This window comes from Microbacterium phosphatis (genome assembly GCF_049177115.1).
GTDB classification, from domain to species: Bacteria; Actinomycetota; Actinomycetes; order Actinomycetales; family Microbacteriaceae; genus Microbacterium; species Microbacterium phosphatis.
On record NZ_CP185370.1, the window covers coordinates 2,571,202 to 2,588,100 of the forward strand.

The 16,899-nt window shown below is 71.4% G+C and carries 17 protein-coding genes and 1 tRNA gene; 4 read left to right on the top strand and 14 right to left on the bottom strand.

From position 1 onward, the window contains the following. Positions 1–234: 234 nt before the first annotated feature. Entirely contained in the window at positions 235–429 is a 195-nt protein-coding gene (locus ACOKGD_RS12250; RefSeq protein WP_342337683.1) for a hypothetical protein, read from the top strand. A 50-nt stretch (positions 430–479) separates the two neighbouring features. Here the strand turns inward: ACOKGD_RS12250 and ACOKGD_RS12255 are convergent. Then, positions 480–556, bottom strand: a tRNA-Pro gene (locus ACOKGD_RS12255). Between the two features lie 146 nt (positions 557–702). Between ACOKGD_RS12255 and ACOKGD_RS12260 the strand changes: the two genes are divergently transcribed. Continuing rightward, entirely contained in the window at positions 703–1,491 is a 789-nt protein-coding gene (locus ACOKGD_RS12260) for an HAD-IIB family hydrolase (protein WP_421355051.1), read from the top strand. 76 nt (positions 1,492–1,567) lie between these two features. Here the strand turns inward: ACOKGD_RS12260 and ACOKGD_RS12265 are convergent, their stop codons facing one another. The 3 genes from ACOKGD_RS12265 to galE all read right to left on the bottom strand — a co-directional run bounded on the left by ACOKGD_RS12265 (position 1,568) and on the right by galE (position 4,613). Next, positions 1,568–2,800, bottom strand: coding sequence for an alpha-hydroxy acid oxidase (locus ACOKGD_RS12265; protein ID WP_342337498.1), 1,233 nt, complete (start codon positions 2,798–2,800; stop codon positions 1,568–1,570). Between the two features lie 17 nt (positions 2,801–2,817). Next, positions 2,818–3,531 (bottom strand): FadR/GntR family transcriptional regulator, encoded by a 714-nt coding sequence (locus ACOKGD_RS12270; RefSeq protein ID WP_342337499.1) that lies wholly within the window; start codon positions 3,529–3,531, stop codon positions 2,818–2,820. A gap of 62 nt (positions 3,532–3,593) precedes the next feature. Further along, the gene (gene galE, locus ACOKGD_RS12275) at positions 3,594–4,613 is read right to left on the bottom strand and encodes a UDP-glucose 4-epimerase GalE (RefSeq protein ID WP_342337500.1); all 1,020 of its coding nucleotides are present in this window, start codon (positions 4,611–4,613) and stop codon (positions 3,594–3,596) included. Between the two features lie 39 nt (positions 4,614–4,652). On the opposite strand from galE, the gene ACOKGD_RS12280 reads away from it, so the two are divergent. After that, positions 4,653–5,327, top strand: a complete 675-nt coding sequence (locus ACOKGD_RS12280; protein ID WP_342337501.1) for a thymidine kinase — start codon at positions 4,653–4,655, stop codon at positions 5,325–5,327. A gap of 37 nt (positions 5,328–5,364) precedes the next feature. Here the strand turns inward: ACOKGD_RS12280 and ACOKGD_RS12285 are convergent, their stop codons facing one another. The 6 genes from ACOKGD_RS12285 to ACOKGD_RS12310 all read right to left on the bottom strand — a co-directional run bounded on the left by ACOKGD_RS12285 (position 5,365) and on the right by ACOKGD_RS12310 (position 11,038). Then, positions 5,365–5,976 carry a hypothetical protein gene (locus tag ACOKGD_RS12285; RefSeq protein WP_342337502.1) on the bottom strand — a complete coding sequence of 204 codons (612 nt, stop codon included), beginning with the start codon at positions 5,974–5,976 and terminating at the stop codon, positions 5,365–5,367. Between the two features lie 81 nt (positions 5,977–6,057). Next, a complete protein-coding gene (locus tag ACOKGD_RS12290; RefSeq protein ID WP_342337504.1) occupies positions 6,058–6,456 on the bottom strand; it encodes an NUDIX hydrolase in 399 nt (132 codons plus the stop codon). Then, on the bottom strand, positions 6,453–7,901 hold the full coding sequence (gene mqo, locus ACOKGD_RS12295) for a malate dehydrogenase (quinone) (RefSeq protein WP_342337505.1): 1,449 nt from the start codon (positions 7,899–7,901) through the stop codon (positions 6,453–6,455). Before mqo ends, ACOKGD_RS12290 begins: the two co-directional genes overlap by 4 nt. Before the next feature lie 92 nt (positions 7,902–7,993). Beyond that, positions 7,994–9,070 (bottom strand): aspartate-semialdehyde dehydrogenase, encoded by a 1,077-nt coding sequence (locus ACOKGD_RS12300; protein ID WP_342337506.1) that lies wholly within the window; start codon positions 9,068–9,070, stop codon positions 7,994–7,996. Between the two features lie 148 nt (positions 9,071–9,218). After that, positions 9,219–9,725, bottom strand: a complete 507-nt coding sequence (locus ACOKGD_RS12305) for a GNAT family N-acetyltransferase (RefSeq protein ID WP_342337507.1) — start codon at positions 9,723–9,725, stop codon at positions 9,219–9,221. Positions 9,726–9,730: 5 nt separating this feature from the next. Continuing rightward, positions 9,731–11,038, bottom strand: a complete 1,308-nt coding sequence (locus ACOKGD_RS12310; protein WP_342337508.1) for an aspartate kinase — start codon at positions 11,036–11,038, stop codon at positions 9,731–9,733. Positions 11,039–11,183: 145 nt separating this feature from the next. Here ACOKGD_RS12310 and ACOKGD_RS12315 point away from each other — a divergent pair, with 145 nt between their 5' ends. Next, complete coding sequence (locus ACOKGD_RS12315; protein ID WP_342337509.1) at positions 11,184–11,549, top strand: hypothetical protein; 366 nt, start codon at positions 11,184–11,186, stop codon at positions 11,547–11,549. Between the two features lie 17 nt (positions 11,550–11,566). On the opposite strand, the gene ACOKGD_RS12320 is transcribed toward ACOKGD_RS12315, so the two are convergent. The 4 genes from ACOKGD_RS12320 to ACOKGD_RS12335 form a co-directional block, all read right to left on the bottom strand. Then, on the bottom strand, positions 11,567–12,514 hold the full coding sequence (locus ACOKGD_RS12320) for a DMT family transporter (protein WP_342337510.1): 948 nt from the start codon (positions 12,512–12,514) through the stop codon (positions 11,567–11,569). 550 nt (positions 12,515–13,064) lie between these two features. Further along, positions 13,065–13,517, bottom strand: coding sequence for an NUDIX domain-containing protein (locus tag ACOKGD_RS12325; RefSeq protein WP_342337511.1), 453 nt, complete (start codon positions 13,515–13,517; stop codon positions 13,065–13,067). Between the two features lie 126 nt (positions 13,518–13,643). After that, complete coding sequence (recR, locus tag ACOKGD_RS12330; protein ID WP_342337512.1) at positions 13,644–14,237, bottom strand: recombination mediator RecR; 594 nt, start codon at positions 14,235–14,237, stop codon at positions 13,644–13,646. A 10-nt stretch (positions 14,238–14,247) separates the two neighbouring features. Further along, on the bottom strand, positions 14,248–16,869 hold the full coding sequence (locus tag ACOKGD_RS12335) for a DNA polymerase III subunit gamma and tau (protein WP_342337513.1): 2,622 nt from the start codon (positions 16,867–16,869) through the stop codon (positions 14,248–14,250). Between the last annotated feature and the right edge of the window lie 30 nt (positions 16,870–16,899).

A 16,899-nucleotide genomic window follows, 5' to 3' on the forward strand; every position in this document is an offset into this window, starting at 1 on the left:
ATCCTTCGGAGGCGCTCGCGCGCATGCGCGACGGGTCGGGTGCGTCGGTGGCGCTCCTCGCTCGCATCGCCGGGCGCGCGGCCGGGGCGGCACGGCTGGTGGCGCCGGACGACGGCAGCGTGCGTGCCAGCATCAGCGTGTTCGTCCCCCGGCGCAACGCCGGCATCCTCGAGACGATGCTGATCAAGGCGGTCGAGACCGAGGCGCGCGCGATGGCGCGTCGCGATCCGCGCGGTGAGCCTGCACCGCCCCGATCCCGACGGCGACGCGATCCCGACCGCCTCGGGAGACGGATCCGTGCCGCGCGACCCGCAGGCGCGCGCCCTCGCCGAGTCGGGGTACACGCTGCACCACGTCGAACGTCACGCGACGGCGGAGAGCACCGCCGAGCACCTGGCGGCCGAATGGCTGAAGACGCTGGCGGCGTAGCTTCCGGAGATGCAGAAAGGGCCCGCCTCGCGGCGGGCCCTTTCTCATGCTGGTCGGGGTGACAGGATTTGAACCTGCGGCCTCGTCGTCCCGAACGACGCGCGCTACCAAGCTGCGCCACACCCCGTTTTGCAACCCTGCAAGTCTAACCGATCATCGGGGGTGCCACGAACCACGGCGCACCCGGGCGCGTTCCGGCGTGATCGCGCGGACGCGTGCGTGGCGGAGGGCGGAGCCCGGACGACGGGCAGGCGCACGAATAGGCTGGTGGGCATGACCTCCGCGCCTCGCCTCGTCTCGTTCGACCTGGACGACACGCTCGCCCCGTCGAAGACCGCGATCGACCCGCGCATCGGAGAACTGCTGATCCGCCTCGCCGAGCACATCGAGGTCGCCATCATCTCCGGAGGACAGCTCGGCCAGTTCGTCTCCCAGGTCGTCCAGCAGCTCCCCACCGCCCCGCCCGAGACCCTGGCGCACTTCCACCTGCTGCCCACCTGCGGCACCCAGTACTACCGCTTCGCCGGCACCCCCACCGACCCCCACGCCCTCACCCAGCTGTACGCCCAGGACCTCACCGCCGACGAGAAGCACCGCGCCCTCACCGCCGTCGAAGAAGAAGCCCGCCGCCTCGGCCTGTGGGAGACGCACACCTGGGGCGACATCCTCGAAGACCGCGGATCGCAGATCACCTTCTCCGCCCTCGGCCAGGCCGCCCCCGTCGACGCCAAGAAGAACTGGGACCCCACCGGGCAACGCAAATCCCTCCTGCGCGAAGCCGTCGCCACCCGCCTCCCCGACCTCGAGGTCCGCTCCGGCGGATCCACCTCCGTCGACATCACCCGCAAGGGAATCGACAAGGCCTACGGCATGCACCGACTCGCCGACGAAACCGGCATCCCCCTCACCGACATGCACTTCTACGGCGACCGCCTCGACCCCGACGGCAACGACTACCCCGTCCTGGCCATGGGACAGGTCCACTGCATCCCCGTCACCGGCTGGGAAGACACCGCCACCCACCTCGAAGCCCTCATCCCCACCCTCCCCGACCGCGCCTGAGGCCCCTCGGGGCGGGTACGCGGAAGCGCCCCGGGCCCAGGCCCGAGGCGCTCTCCGAACCGGCTCGAACCAGCGGTCAGCCCAGCTCGCGGAAGCGCGACAGCTGCGTGACGTGGCGCGGCTCGAGCTCGGCGACCGACTGCACCCCGAGGAGCTTCATGGTGCGCTCGATCTCGCTGCGCAGGATCGCGATCGTGCGATCGACGCCGGCGCGGCCGCCCGCCATCAGGCCGTAGAGGTAGGCGCGCCCGATCAGGGTGAACTTCGCGCCCAGGGCCATCGCGGCGACGATGTCGGCGCCGTTCATGATGCCGGTGTCGACCATGACCGTCGCGTCCTGGCCGACCTCGCGGACGACCTTCGGCAGCAGGTGGAACGGCACGGGGGCGCGGTCGAGCTGACGGCCGCCGTGGTTCGACAGGATGATCCCGTCGACGCCCATGTCGATGAGCTTGACCGCGTCCGGCACGTTCTGGACGCCCTTGATCACGATCTTACCGGGCCAGAGCTCGCGGATGATCGCGAGGTCGTCGAACGAGATGGTCGGATCCATCGCGGCGTTCAGCAGCTCGCCGACGGTGCCGCCGGTCGACTGCAGCGAGGCGAACTCGAGCTTCGGGGTCGTGAGGAAGTCGAACCACCAGTTCACGCGCGGCAGGGTGTCGAGCACCGTCTTCGCCGTCAGCTGCGGCGGGATCGCGAAGCCGTTGCGCTTGTCGCGCATGCGGTTGCCCGCCACCGGGGTGTCGACGGTGAACTGCAGCGTGTCGAAGCCGGCGGCGGCCGCGCGGCGGGCGAGGCCGTAGGAGATCTCGCGGTCGCGCATGACGTACAGCTGGAACCAGTTGCGCCCGTGCGGGTTGGCGGCCTTGACGTTCTCGATCGTTGTGGTGCCCAGCGTCGACAGCGTGAACGGGATGCCCGCCGCTCCCGCGGCCCCCGCGCCGGCGATCTCGCCCTCGGTCTGCATCAGGCGCGTGAAGCCGGTGGGCGCGATGCCGAACGGCATGGCGGAGGGGCCGCCGAGGATCTCGACGGAGGTGTCGACGTCCTCCGCGGGGTGCAGGATGTCCGGGTGGAACTCGATGTCCTCGAACGCCTGGCGGGCGCGGGTCATCGACAGCTCGCCCTCGGCGGCGCCGTCGGTGTAGTCGAACGCGGCGGCCGGTGTGCGGCGCTTCGCGATGGCGCGCAGGTCGTAGATCGTGAGCGCATCGTCCAGGCGGCGCTTCTTGCCGTCGAACGAGGGCTTCTTGAACTGCACGTACTCGAAGATGTCCTTCGGGTTCGGGAACTGACGGGCGACCATGGCCGTCCTCTCGGGTCTCAGCGGGTGGGGTGGGAGGCGTGGGTGGCGGCGTAGAAGCCGGCGATGTGGGAGCGGATGCGCTCGCGCGCGAGATCCGGATCTCCTGCGCGGATGGCCTCGAGGATGCCGACGTGCTCCTGGTGCAGCTCGCCGACCATGCCGGGCCAGTCGTCGATCATCGCCGCACCCTGGAGCGCGTACGACTCGATGGCCGTGCGCAGGCCGGACATGATCGCGGCGACGACGGCGTTGCCGGACGCCTCGGCCAGCCAGACGTGGAACGCGGCATCGAGCGCGAGGAACTCCTCCGGCGCGAGGGCGCTGTCGTGCATGGCCTCGAGCGTGCGCTCGGCCTGGGCGAGATCGGGGGCCTCCTCGCGCGCGAGCGCGTCGACCACGGAGGTCTCCAGCAGCACGCGGGTGTCGACGATGTCGTCGAAGGGGAAGCCCTTCGCCGCGACCTGCAGCCGCAGCAGCGTCGCCATGCCGCCCTGCGGGGTCGCGACGATCACCGCGCCCGCGGAGGGGCCGGATCCGGCCGCGGTGCGGATGAGACCCATCGACTCGAGGACGCGGATCGCCTCGCGCACGCTCGAGCGCCCGACGCCCATCTGCGTGGCGAGATCGCGCTCGCCGGGCAGGCGGTCGCCCGGTCCGAGTCGCCCCTCGAGCAGATCGGTCTCGATGCGCTCCAGCACGGTGCGCCAGGCGCGTGTGGTGCCGTCCGGCATGATGCCCCCTTCTCAGCGGTCTGACCACACTACCACTGTGGTCAGACCATGAGGGCGGGCGGTCAGCCTTCGTAGCCGCCGGGGTTGTTCTGCTGCCAGTGCCAGACGTCGCGCGTCATGTCGTCGATGGTGAGGCGGGCGCTCCACCCCAGCTCGCGCTCGGCCTTCGACGGGTCGCAGTACGTGGCGGCGAGATCGCCCGCCCGCCGCGGCAGGACCTTCTTGGGCAGCTCGCGGCCGATGGCCTTCTCGAACGACGCGACGAGCTCCAGCACGCTCACGGGCCGGCCGGTCCCCAGGTTGTAGACCGAGAAGCCCGGCTCGGCCTTCTCGAGCGCGGCGACATGCCCCTCGGCCAGGTCGACGACGTGGATGTAGTCGCGCTGGCCGGTGCCGTCCGGGGTGTCGTAGTCGTCGCCGAACACGCCGACCTCGGGCAGGCGGCCGACGGCCACGCGCGCGACGAACGGCATGAGGTTGTTCGGGACGCCCTGCGGGTCCTCGCCGATGAGGCCGGAGGCGTGCGCGCCGACCGGGTTAAAGTAGCGCAGCGAGGTGATGTTGACGCCCGGGTTGACCGCCTGCACGTCCTGCAGCACGACCTCGTTCATCAGCTTCGACTTCGAGTAGGGGTTCGACAGCGCGACCAGGTTGCGCGTCGCCTCCTCGGTGAACGGCAGATCCGCCGGGTCCGAGTAGACCGTCCCCGTGCTCGAGAACACGAAGCTCTTGACGCCCTGGGCGAGGCCCACGCGCAGCAGCGCGAACGTCGAGTCGAGGTTGTTCGCGTAGTAGTCGAGCGGCTTCTGCGTCGACTCGCCCACGGCCTTGTGCGCGGCGAAGTGGATGATCGCGTCGAACGGGCCGTGCTGGGCGAACGCGCCCTCGACGACGTCGTCGTCGGCGGCGTCGCCGACGACCAGCGGGGCGTCCTTGCCGGTGATCTGCGCGATCCGCTGCTCGACGACCGCGCTGGTGTTATCGAGGTTGTCGAGCAGGACCACCTCGTGGCCCGCATCGAGAAGGGAGACGGCCGTGTGCGCGCCGATGTACCCGGCGCCGCCGGCAAGGAGAACTCGCATGGGTTCAGCCTATTGGGCCGGGTTCTCTAGGCTGTCTCCGTGGCCAAACTGTACTTCCGCTACGGCGCGATGAACTCCGGGAAGTCGACGTCGCTGCTGCAGGCCGCCTACAACTACGAGGAGCGCGGCCAGCGGGTGCTGCTGGCGAAGCCGGCGATCGACACGAAGGGCGCGGATCAGATCGAGTCGCGCCTGGGCGTGACGCGTCCCGTCGACTTCCTGATCGGCCCGGACGACTCGGCGCGCGAGCTCTTCGCGTCCGAGCGTGCCCGCGTCCGGTCCGAGGACGGCGCGCTGATCCCGGTCGACCGCTCGACCGACATCGCGTGCCTGCTGGTCGACGAGGCGCAGTTCCTGACGCCGCCGCAGGTCGACGACCTGTTCCGCATCGCCGTCGAGGACGGGATCCCCGTGATGGCGTACGGCATCCGGACGGACTTCCGCACGGAGGCCTTCCCCGGGTCGCGCCGTCTGCTCGAGATCGCTCACTCGCTCGAGGAGCTCAAGACCATCTGCCGGTGCGGCCGCAAGGCGCTCTTCAACGGTCGGGTCATCGGCGGGCGCTTCGTGTTCGACGGCGACCAGGTGGCGATCGACGCCGCCACGGCCGCCGCACAGGACGAGCCCCGCTACCTCGACGAGAACCGCGTCACCTACGAGTCGCTATGCGGCGCCTGCTACCTGCAGGAATCCGGCGGCGTCCTCGCCCCGTGACCTCGCGGTCTCCGGTCAGGGAGCCGACGCGCAGGGGTCAGAAGAACAGCATCAGGAGGCTCCAGGCGCCGTAGGCGGCCAGCCCTCCCCCGACCGTGACACCCGAGGTGAGGCCCACGAGGCGCCACCGGCGTGCGGTCTGGCGATCGATCCGGCGCGCGGGCACCTGGCCCTTCCGCGCCACCAGCTCGGCCGTGGTGACCGCGTGCGTGGCCACGGTGGTGCTGGGCAGCTGGGCCGCGACCAGCGGCGATCCGGTCCACTTCTCGACCCCCCACGCCGTGGCGCGGGTGACGCCGTCGCGCAGGGGCCCGACGAGCACGCCCTTCACGTCGCGTCCGCGCAGCGCCTCGGGCGCCACCACCTGCGTCGTGAGACGCCCCGCGGTGACCTTCACCCGCTGGGCATCGGCGATCCCCGCGCGGGCGATCCCCTCGGCGAGCGCGTGCATCCGCCGCTGCGCGCTCTTGCGCAGCATCGGATCGTGCGCGCCGGCGTCGATCCGGTGCATGACGGTGCGCACGTCGTCGAGCATGCGGTGCGCCTCGGCGAGGTACCGCGCGGCCTGGCTGTGCGGTCCGAGCGCGAGGAACGCGGCCTCCTCGCCGATCCGGTCGACCGCCTGGTCGAACTCGAACACCTCGCTCACGACGAAGAGCCCGATCGGTGTCCGGTGGCGCCGACGCGCACCGGTCGCCACGCAGTGGTGTTGCGCCTCATGGGGCTAAGCCTACGAGCGGCGGGCGGTGCCCGTCAGGATCGGGAAGACGACTTCCAGGTTCAGGGGAGCCTGATCCGGATCGCGGTCGGCCGGGTCGACCCACCGCAGCTCGTCGATCTCGGCCTGGACGACCGGATCGACGACGCGACGGGTCGTGAAGACCGTGGCGCGCAGGCCCTGGCCCGCCTCGTTCGCGGCGTGCGAGTCGAAGGCGCCGAGCAACTCGAGCTCCTCCGGCGCGATCTCGATCCCGAGCTCCTCGTGCACCTCGCGCACCGCGGTGTCGATCGCGCGCTCGCCCACCTCGGGCTTCCCGCCGGGCAGCATCCAGCGGGTTGTGCCGCGCTTGCGCACGGTCAGCACCCGGCCGTCCTCGCGGACGAAGACGATCGCCGAGACCGTGATCACGCGTTGATGCGCAGCGCCTCGGCCGTCGCCGTCGTCGACGCCCGCGTCTTGGCCGCGTCGTCGTTCAGGAACGAGCCGTAGGTCGGGATGAGCTCGCGCAGCTTCGGCTCCCACTCGGCCGTCTTGTCGGCGAAGCACGACTTCAGCACGTTGAGCATGACCGTGGCGGCCGTCGAGGCGCCGGGCGATGCGCCCAGCAGACCCGCGATCGATCCGTCGGCCGACGAGACGACCTCGGTGCCGAACTGCAGCTTGCCGCCCTTCATGACCTGCGCGCGCTGACCGGCCTGGATCAGATCCCAGTCCTCGGCCTTCGCGGTGGGCAGGAACTCGCGGAGGCTGTCGAGCTTCTTCGCCCGGCTCTTGAGCAGCTCGCTGACCAGGTACTTCACCAGGTCGAGGTTCGTCGCCCCGACCTTCAGCATCGAGCCGAGGTTGTGCGGGCGGACCTGCGCGACGATGTCGAGCATCGAGCCGTTCTTGAGGAACTTGGGGCTGAAGGTCGCGAACGGGCCGAACATCAGCGACCCCTCGCCGTCGACCATTCGCGCATCGAGGTGCGGCACAGACATCGGCGGCGCGCCGACGGCGGCCTGCGAGTAGACCTTCGCCTTGTGCGCGGCGACGAGCTCGGGGTTCGTGGTCTTGAGGAACTGACCGCCGATCGGGAAGACGCCGTAGCCCCGGATCTCCTTGATGCGCGACTTCTGCAGGAGCTTGATCGCCCAGCCGCCGGCACCGACGAACACGAACTTGGCGCGCACCTGACCGGGGGTCTGGCCCACCTTGTCGCGGTACGTCACCAGCCAGGTGCCGTCCTTCTGGCGCTTCAGCTTCTTCACCTCGTGGTTGAGGCGCAGGCTCGCGCCCTGCGAGGTGAGGTGCCCGAAGAGCTGGCGGGTCAGGGAGCCGAAGTCGACGTCGGTGCCCGACGGCGTGCGGGTGGCGGCGAAGGGCTCGTCCGCGCGCAGGCGCTTCTGCATCAGCAGCGGCGCCCACTGGTTGATCACGCGCGAGTCGTCCGAGAACTCGATGCCCGCGAACAGGGGCTGCTGCTTGAGCGTCTCGTAGCGGCGCTTCAGGTACGCGACATCCTTCTCGCCGCGCACGAACGTCATGTGCGGGGTCGCGTTGATGAACGTCGACGGCTCGTCGAGGATGCCCTTGGCCACCAGCGAGGTCCACAGCTGGCGGCTCTGCTGGAACTGCTCGTTGATCTGGACCGCCTTGGAGGGGTCCTCGGCGTCGGGCATGTAGTTCAGCTCGCAGAGGGCGGCGTGGCCGGTTCCCGCGTTGTTCCACGCATTGGAGCTCTCGGTCGCCACCTCACCCTGTCGCTCGAAGGCGACGATCTTCCAGTCGGGCTGAAGTTCTTTGAGGAGGGTGCCCAGGGTGGCGCTCATGATTCCGCCACCGATGAGCACGACGTCGACAGGTTCGCTCACCCCACAAGTCTACGGCGGGGGTTCCTGGGTGCAGGACGAAGAGGGCCGCAAGAACCTCGGTTCTTGCGGCCCCCGGGGTCGGATGCCCCGGATCAGACGGTCGCGCGGGCCTGGATGTCGGCGGCGACGAGTTCGGCGATCTGCACGGCGTTGAGCGCGGCGCCCTTGCGCAGGTTGTCGTTCGAGATGAACAGGGCGAGGCCCTTGCCCTCGGGGGCCGACTGGTCAGCGCGGATGCGGCCGACGAACGACGGGTCCTTGCCGGCGGCCTTCAGCGGCGTGGGCACCTCGTCGAGCGCGACGCCCGGCGCGTCGGCGAGCAGCTCGCGCGCCCGCTCGGGCGTGATGTCGCGGGCGAACTCGGCGTTGATGCTGAGCGAGTGACCGGTGAAGACCGGGACGCGCACGCAGGTGCCGGCGACGCGGAGGTCGGGGAGCTCGAGGATCTTGCGGCTCTCGTTGCGGAGCTTCTTCTCCTCGTCGGTCTCGTTCAGGCCGTCCTCGACGAGGTTGCCGGCGAACGGCACGACCGCGAACGCGATGTTCTCGACGTACTTCTCGGGCTTCGGGAACTCGACCGCGGATCCGTCGTGCACCAGATCCAGCACGTTGTCCTGAGCGAGCACGGCCTCGACCTGGCCGAGCAGCTCGTTCGCACCCGCCAGCCCGGAGCCGGACACGGCCTGGAAGGTCGAGACGATGAGACGCTCGAGGCCGGCCTCGGCGTCGAGCACCTTGAGCACCGGCATCGCGGCCATCGTGGTGCAGTTGGGGTTCGCGATGATGCCCTTGACGGCCTCGGCGATGGCGTGCGGGTTGACCTCGCTCACCACCAGCGGGACCTCGGGATCCATGCGCCAGGCGCTGGAGTTGTCGATGACGACCGCGCCGGCCTCCGCGAAGCGGGGCGCGTGCGCCCGGCTGCCCGTGGCGCCGGCGGAGAACAGGGCGATGTCGATCCCGGACGGGTCGGCGGTGGCGACGTCCTCGACGACGACATCGACGCCGGCGAAGGCGATGGTCGTCCCGGCCGAGCGCGCGGTCGCGAACAGGCGCAGCTCGCGGATCGGGAAGGCGCGCTCCGCGAGGATCTCGCGCATGACGGTGCCGACCTGGCCGGTGGCGCCGACGATGGCGAGGGAGAGTCCTGATTCGGAGATGACGGTCATGGCGGGATCCTTGGCTGCAGCGTGGTGGGGTTGATGAATTCTACCGGCGCGCAGGGGGCGACCCGACCGGGGTTACGCCCCGCGACAGCACTCGGCTCCGGTGCTGCCCGCTGGGGCGCAGACCGGCCGCGGCCGCCTGGGCCCGGCGTCAGACCGAGAGCTTGTACCCGACGTGGCTGGCGGCGTACCCGAGACGCTCGTAGAAGCGGTGCGCACCCGTGCGCGAGGCGTCGGAGGTGAGCTGGATCAGCGAGGCCCCCAGCGAGGGCGCCGCATCCTCGGCGACCCAGCGCAGGAACGCGCGGCCGATGCCGGACGAGCGGAGGTCGTCGCGCACACGCACGGCCTCGACCTGCACGCGGGAGGCGCCCTGGCGGGAGATGCCGGGGAGCACGGTCAGCTGCAGCGTGCCGATGACCGCGCCGTCGCGCTCGGCCACGAGCTGCACGTTGCGGGGGTCAGCCTGCACCTCGGCGAGACCGCGGGCATACGCGGCGCGATCGGCCGGGTCGGCGGTGTCGCCCCGCGCGGCGCTGATCGGGTCGTTCGCGATGAGCTCGATGAGCGCGTCGAGGTCGTGCTCCACGGCCGGACGCACGAGGAACTCGCCGTCGCGGGCCGACAGCATGACGGGCAGCTCGAGGTCGTTCAGCACCCGGATCAGCGCCCCGTGCCGGCGTACACGGTCGCCTCGATCTCGCTGTCGAGACCGTAGGCGGTGTGGACGGCGCGGGCCGCCTCGGCGATCTCGTCGCCGCGCAGGACCACCGAGATCCGGATCTCGGAGGTCGAGATCATCTCGATGTTGATGCCGGCGGCCGAGAGGGCCTCGAACAGCGTCAGCGAGACACCGGAGTGCGTGCGCATGCCGGCGCCGACGACCGAGAGCTTGCCGATCTGGTCGTCGTGGACGACGTTTTCGTAGCCGAGCGTGCCCTGCTCGGCGGTGAGGGCCTTGAGGACCTCGACGGAGGACTCCTTCGGCAGCGTGAACGAGATGTCCGTGCGGCCCGGCTGCGCCGACTGCACGTTCTGGACGATCATGTCGATGTTCGCGCCCGTCTTGGCGACCAGCGAGAACACGGCGGCGGCCGATCCGGGGACGTCCGGAACACCCACGACCGTGATCTTGGCCTGGCTCTGATCGATCGCGACGCCCGTGACGACGGGCTCCTCCATGCCGATGACGTCGACCACTTCGGACTCCTTGCTGTGCTTGCGGGGGTCGGCCATGCCGTCTCCCAGGACGTAGGTGCCCTCGTTCGACGTGAACGACGAGCGGGCGTGGATGAGCACACCGTGGCGGCGGGCGTACTCGACCGCGCGGATGTACAGGACCTTCGCGCCGTTGGCAGCGAGCTCGAGCATCTCGTCGGCCGTGACCGTGTCGAGCTTGCGCGCGCGGGGGATCACCCGAGGGTCGGCGGTGAAGATGCCGTCGACGTCGCTGTAGATCTCGCAGACGTCGGCGCCGAGGGCGGCCGCCAGCGCGACCGCGGTGGTGTCGGAGCCGCCACGGCCGAGGGTGGTGACGTCGTTCTTGTCGGGATTGACGCCCTGGAAGCCGGCGACGATGACGATCGCGCCCTCATCCAGTGCCTGACGCAGACGCGTCGGCGTCACATCGACGATGCGGGCGGCGCCGTGATCGGCGGTCGTGAGGACGCCCGCCTGGTTGCCCGTGAACGACTGCGCCTCGTAGCCCATCGAGTGGATCGCCATCGCCAGCAGCGCCATCGAGATGCGCTCGCCGCTCGACAGCAGGATGTCCATCTCGCGGGGCGCCGGAATCGGCGCGACCTGGCCCGCCAGATCGAGCAGCTCGTCGGTGGTGTCGCCCATCGCGCTGACGGCGACGACGACGTCGTTGCCCGCCCGGCGGGTGTCGACGATGCGCTTCGCGACGCGCTTGATGCTCTCGGCGTCGGCGACGGACGAGCCGCCGAACTTCTGCACGATCAGTGCCACTGAAACTCCTCGGGGCGTCTCGGGGAAGGCGCGCCCACTGGGCCTCTATCTTACGGAAGCCGGGGGTGCCTTCTGACACGCCCGGGCCCCGCCAGCGGATACTCTGCTCTGTCGGGCCCCTTCCGGCCCCGGGAGGTTACGCAGGATGCTCGATGACATCGGATCCGTGTTCGAGCAGGTGGGTGGGATGCTCGCCGGCTCGTTCTGGCTGCTCGTCGCGGTGCTCGTGCTGCTTATGGGGTGGACGGTCGTGCAGATCGTGCGCCTGCGCCGCCTGACCCGGTCACGTGAGGCGGGGGCGGACGCGCCCCCGCCTGCGCCGTCGCGGATCTCGCGGGCGTTCGCCGGGTTCTGGTGGCGGCCCGTGCTGGTGGCGCTGGGGCTCGCCGTCTGGGTCATCGGCGCCCCGCTGGTCCCGGGGGCCGGTCTCGAGATCGTGGGCCCGGTGATCCTGGCGGCGGGCGTCGTCGCGGTCGGCGCGGCCGGACGCCGGCGCCGCCCGGAGGAGTGAGCGGCCGCTGACCCGTCTCAGCGCGGGAGCGGATCGGGATCGGGTGCGGGAAGCACCGGCGCGGCCGCCCCGCGACGCGGGAACCCACCCGCCGCGAGCACGCAGCCGACGATCACGATCGGGAAGCCGACCAGCAGGCTGAGGCTGAGCGGCTCACCCAGGATCAGGATGCCGAGCACGATCGCGACGATCGGGTTGACGTACGTGAACAGCGGGGCGCGGACGGGGCCGACCTCGGCGATCAGCGCGAAGAACGCGATGAACGCGATCGCCGTGCACAAGACGGTGAGCAGGGCGACGTTCACCACGCTGCTGGTGGTGGGCACCTGGTGCTGCGTCGCGAGGGCGATCGGCAGGTAGACGATGCCCACCGCCCCGAGCGCCAGGGTCACGGGGCCGAGAGCCGGCACGTCATGGAGCTTGCGGGCGACGATGAACGGCGCGATCGAGTACAGCACCGCCACGGCCAGCACCTCTGCCATGGCGACGAGATCACCCTGGGCTCCCCCGGCGCTGCCGAGCGCCACGACGGCGACACCCGCGAAGCCGAGGGCGAGACCCACGGTGCGCATCGGCTTGAGTGCCCCGCGATCGCCGCGCAGCACGGCGATGACGGTGGCGAACAGCGGCACCGTCGCCACCAGCAGACCGGTCAGGCCGGACGAGATCGTCTGCTCGGCGTGCGCCAGCAGCACGAACGGCCCCGCCATCTCGATCGCCGCGAACGCCAGCACCCACGGCCACTTCTTCAGCGCGGGCTTCAGCGCCCCCTGCCGCAGCGCGAACGGCAGCAGCAGCAGGGCGGCCCCGCCGGTGCGGATCGCCACCACGGAGGCGGGAGACAGCGACTCGACCGCCTCGCGGATGAACAGGTACGGCACACCCCAGATGACCGCCATCGTGCCGAACAGCACCCACCCTTTGGTGGAGAACCGGGACGAAGACGAGACGACGGGCGATGACACGTGCCGATCCTCGCACGGGCCACCGACACCGCCGCGGCGCGGGGCGCGGGGGGCGGCCTGGGCCTGCATGGATGCGGGGATAAGCACCGTCACGGAGCGAAAGCCGGGACGGATCCGATGTGGCGCAGATCTCCGTCACCGTGCATACGGATGTCCGTGGAAGAGCCCATAGCGGGACATATGGCGGGACCGAACCAGGGCCGCAGGGCCTGCACAGATACGGAGAGATGCACCGTCACGGAGCGAAAGCCGGGACCGGATCCGGTGTTGTGCAGATCTCCGTCGACGTGCACGCCGTGTGCGGGGCCTGTACGGATGCGGAGATCCACCGTCACGGAGCGGAAGCCATGGCCGGATCCGATGGGGTGCAGATCTCCGTCGGCGGGCATGCCAGGTGCGGGGTCTGCACGGACGCGGAGATATGCACCGTCACGGAGCGAAAGCCGGGACCGGACCCGAGGTGGTGCAGATCTCCGCCACGGTGCATACGGACGTCCGAGGGCTCGTAGCGGAGCAGGGTGCGGGGTCGGACGAGCGTCGCGATGCCCTCTCAGGAGGCGGCGTCGGCGAGAACCCGGTCGATCCAGTCGTGACGTGGGAGGTCCTGGGCCTCGGCGCGCGTGAACCATGCGACCTGGATGAGCTCCTCATGCTCGAGCACCAGCGCGCCATCGGGCAGTTCGCATTCGTACGCCGTGGTGACGTAGCCGACCTCGTCGCCGTTGGGCAGCACCGTCTGCAGGGCAGGCTCGCCGTAGGCACCGACGACCCTCAGGATCCGCGGTGTCACACCGAGTTCCTCGCGGACCTCCCGTTCGATGGCCTCGCGCGGGTCCTCCCCGGGTTCGAGACCGCCGCCGACAAGACTCCACATCCCGGTGTCGCGCTGCCGCGCCAGAAGGAAGCGGTCTTGGTTCCGGATCACCGCGGTCACCCCTGGCAGCAGCAGGAGATCGTGCCCGATCCGCGATCGGATCGAGCGGACGTAGGACGACATCGGCATGCCGCCACCCTATGTTTGCAGGATCCGGCTGAACCCGGATGCGGGCCACACGGAGCGCGGGCAGTTTTCGACTCGCTCGTTCCTCGCTCACTCAACGAACGAGGGAGCGGCGCCCCGGGGCGGGGGTCAGAGGACGCGGCGGCCCTCGAAGGCGCGGCCCAGGGTGACCTCGTCGGCGTACTCGAGGTCGCCGCCGACCGGGAGGCCCGAGGCCAGGCGGGAGACCGTGATGTCGAGGGCCATCAGCAGGCGGCTGAGGTAGGTCGACGTGGCCTCGCCCTCGAGGTTCGGGTTCGTGGCGAGGATGACCTCCTGCACCTCGCCGTCGGCCAGGCGCGACATGAGCTCCTGGATGCGCAGCTCGCCCGGGCCGATGCCGGCGATCGGGCTGATCGCGCCGCCGAGCACGTGGTACAGACCGCGGAACTCACGCGTGCGCTCGATGGCCGCGACGTCCTTGGCGTCCTCGACCACGCAGATCAGGGTGCGGTTGCGGCGCGGGTCGCGGCAGATCACGCAGGTGTCCTGCTCGGACACGTTGCCGCAGATCTCGCAGAACTTCACGCGCTCACGCACCTCGCGCAGCAGCTCGGACAGCCGCGAGACGTCGAAGGACGGCGTCTGCAGGATGTGGAACGCGATGCGCTGGGCCGACTTCGGGCCGATGCCGGGAAGGCGGCCGAGCTCGTCGACCAGCTCCTGGACGATGCCGTCGTACATTCAGTGGCTCCTACTGGAAACGGGTCGGGGGCTCGTACGGCTCCTCGTGCAGGAACCGCGCCTCGAGGATCTGGCGCACCACGGCCTCGCCGTAGCGCTGCGCGCCGTCGGTCTGGATGACGCGACGCTGGACCGTCACGGCCTGGCGCAGCGGGACGGCGGGACCGTCCTCCGCATCGATCGGCACCTCGGTGGGGAGGACCTCACCCTCGCGCTCGAGTGTGGCGACGCGCGCCGACGCGGGGACGGCGGCCTCCTCGGGGTCGTCGTCGACGGCGAGCACCGGGACGTGACCCGGGTTCGGGATCGACGCGATCGTCCAGTTCGAGACAGGGGTCGCGGGCACGTCGCGCGGGGGCGCGGGTCGCGAGGCCGCCGGTGCCGTGCGCGCCTGCGGGGCGGGAGCGTACGGATCCTCACCCGGGTAGGGCTCGTAGTCATCCGGCTCGGGCGGGACGTCGTCGTAGGGCGACGCCGACGGCGCGGCTGCCCGCGCCGGGTCGGGGTCGGCGGGCGCAGGCTCGGCGGGGTTCTGACCCGCCTGCGGACGGCTGCCGCCCTCGCGCGCGGCCTGGGCCGGGGCGAGGTTCGCGACGTACTTCACGCTCACGCCGAGCACGGCCTGGATCGCGGAGCGCAGATCCTCGCTGATCCCGCCCTCGGGCGTGCGGGTCTTGAACTTCGCGAGGTCGCCCTCGTTCGAGAAGCCGAGCCCGAGGATGTCGCCGGGGCGCACCCCGAGGATCCGCGCTTCGGAGACCACAAGCCAGCTGGCGCGGCTGATGCCCTGGAGCCGGCCGAGGATCGTGTCCCACGCGGCAGTGACCGCCTCGTGGGTCAGGGGGCCGCCCTGCGGCGCGGGTGCCGCGGCCTGGGGCGCGGCTGCGCCGGACGCCGGACCAGGATCGGCCGACGCAGCCGGCGCCGCCGTGGCAGGGGCCGCCGGGGCGGCGGGATCCTGCACCGCGGGCGCCTTCGCCGGCGCCGCCTCGTGAGCCGGGGCGGGCTTCGCGGGCGCGGCAGCGGACGTGGACGGGGCGGAGCCGGGCGCGACCGTGGCCCAGCCCGCGGCAGGGACGTCGTCGCTCTGCGGCGCGGCGGTGGGCGACGGCGCGGAGCCGGGGGCGACCACGTTCCAGCTGGTCTGCGCGCCAGCCGCCGAGCCGCTGGGCGCCCCGCCGGTGGCGGGCGCCGTCGAGGCAGGCGCGGTCGCCGGACGGGCGTCGGGCCGTGCCGTCGCAGGAGCCTGCGCGGGAGTGCCGGCGGGATCAGGGATCGGGGAGGCGACCGGGCGCGGATCCGGAACGGAGGCGGCGGGGGCGCCGGCGGGGTCCGGGATCGGCGATGCGGTGGGCTCGGCGGCCGGGTTCGGGATCCGCGGGGCCGGGGCAGGTGCCGCAGCGGGCGCAGCAGCGGACGGAGCCGCCACCGGGGCGGGCGCCGCAGCGGGCGCGGGTGCCGACGCGGCGGGCGCGGGCCGCGAAGCGGGTGCGGGCGCGGCGACCGCCGGCGCGGTGTCGCCCGCGGCGGCGAGCGCCCCGGCGAGGACCCGCGCGATCATCAGCTCGAGCTGCAGGCGCGGCGAGGTCGCGCCGGTCATGGCGTCGAGGGCGGCGCTGACGATGTCGGCGGTCTTCGACAGGCGGTCGCCGCCGAGGCGCTGGGCCTGGCCGGACATGCGCCCGAGCTCGTCGGCCGGGATGCCGCGCAGCACCGCCGAGGCGCCGGCGCCGGTCGCGGCGATGACGATCAGGTCGCGCAGGCGCTCGAGCAGGTCGTCGACGAAGCGGCGCGGATCCTGTCCCGTCTGCACCACGCGGTCGACGGCGCCGAATGCCGAGCCGGCGTCGCCCGAGGCGAAGGCGTCGATGACGCCGTCGAGCAGCTCGCCGTGCGTGTAGCCGAGCAGGGCGACCGCGCGCTGGTAGCCGACCGCCCCCTCCTCGGAGCCGGCGATCAGCTGATCCAGGATCGAGAGCGTGTCACGGGGCGAACCGCCACCGGCGCGCACCACCAGCGGCAGCACGCCCGACTCGACCTTCACACCCTCCTGGTCGCAGAGCGACTGGACGTAGTCGAGCATCGCCGCGGGCGGCACAAGGCGGAACGGGTAGTGGTGGGTGCGCGAGCGGATGGTGCCGATGACCTTGTCGGGCTCGGTCGTCGCGAAGATGAACTTGACGTGCGCCGGCGGCTCTTCGACGAGCTTCAGCAGGGCGTTGAAGCCCTGCGGCGTGACCATGTGCGCCTCGTCGAGGATGAAGATCTTGAAGCGGTCGCGCGCCGGCGCGAACACCGCGCGCTCGCGCAGGTCGCGGGCGTCGTCGACGCCGTTGTGGCTGGCGGCGTCGATCTCGACGACGTCGAGCGAGCCGCCGCCCGCGCGGGACAGCTCGACGCAGCTGTCGCAGGTGCCGCAGGGGGTGTCGGTGGGCCCCTCGGCGCAGTTCAGGCAGCGCGCCAGGATGCGGGCCGACGTGGTCTTGCCGCAGCCGCGCGGACCCGAGAACAGGTAGGCGTGGCCGATGCGGTCGCCGCGCAGCGCGGTCATCAGCGGATCGGTGACCTGAGCCTGGCCGATCATCTCGCCGAAGGTCTCGGGTCGGTAGCGGCGGTACAGAGCGGTGGTCACCGGGACAGCCTACGGGAGGGCCCCGACATT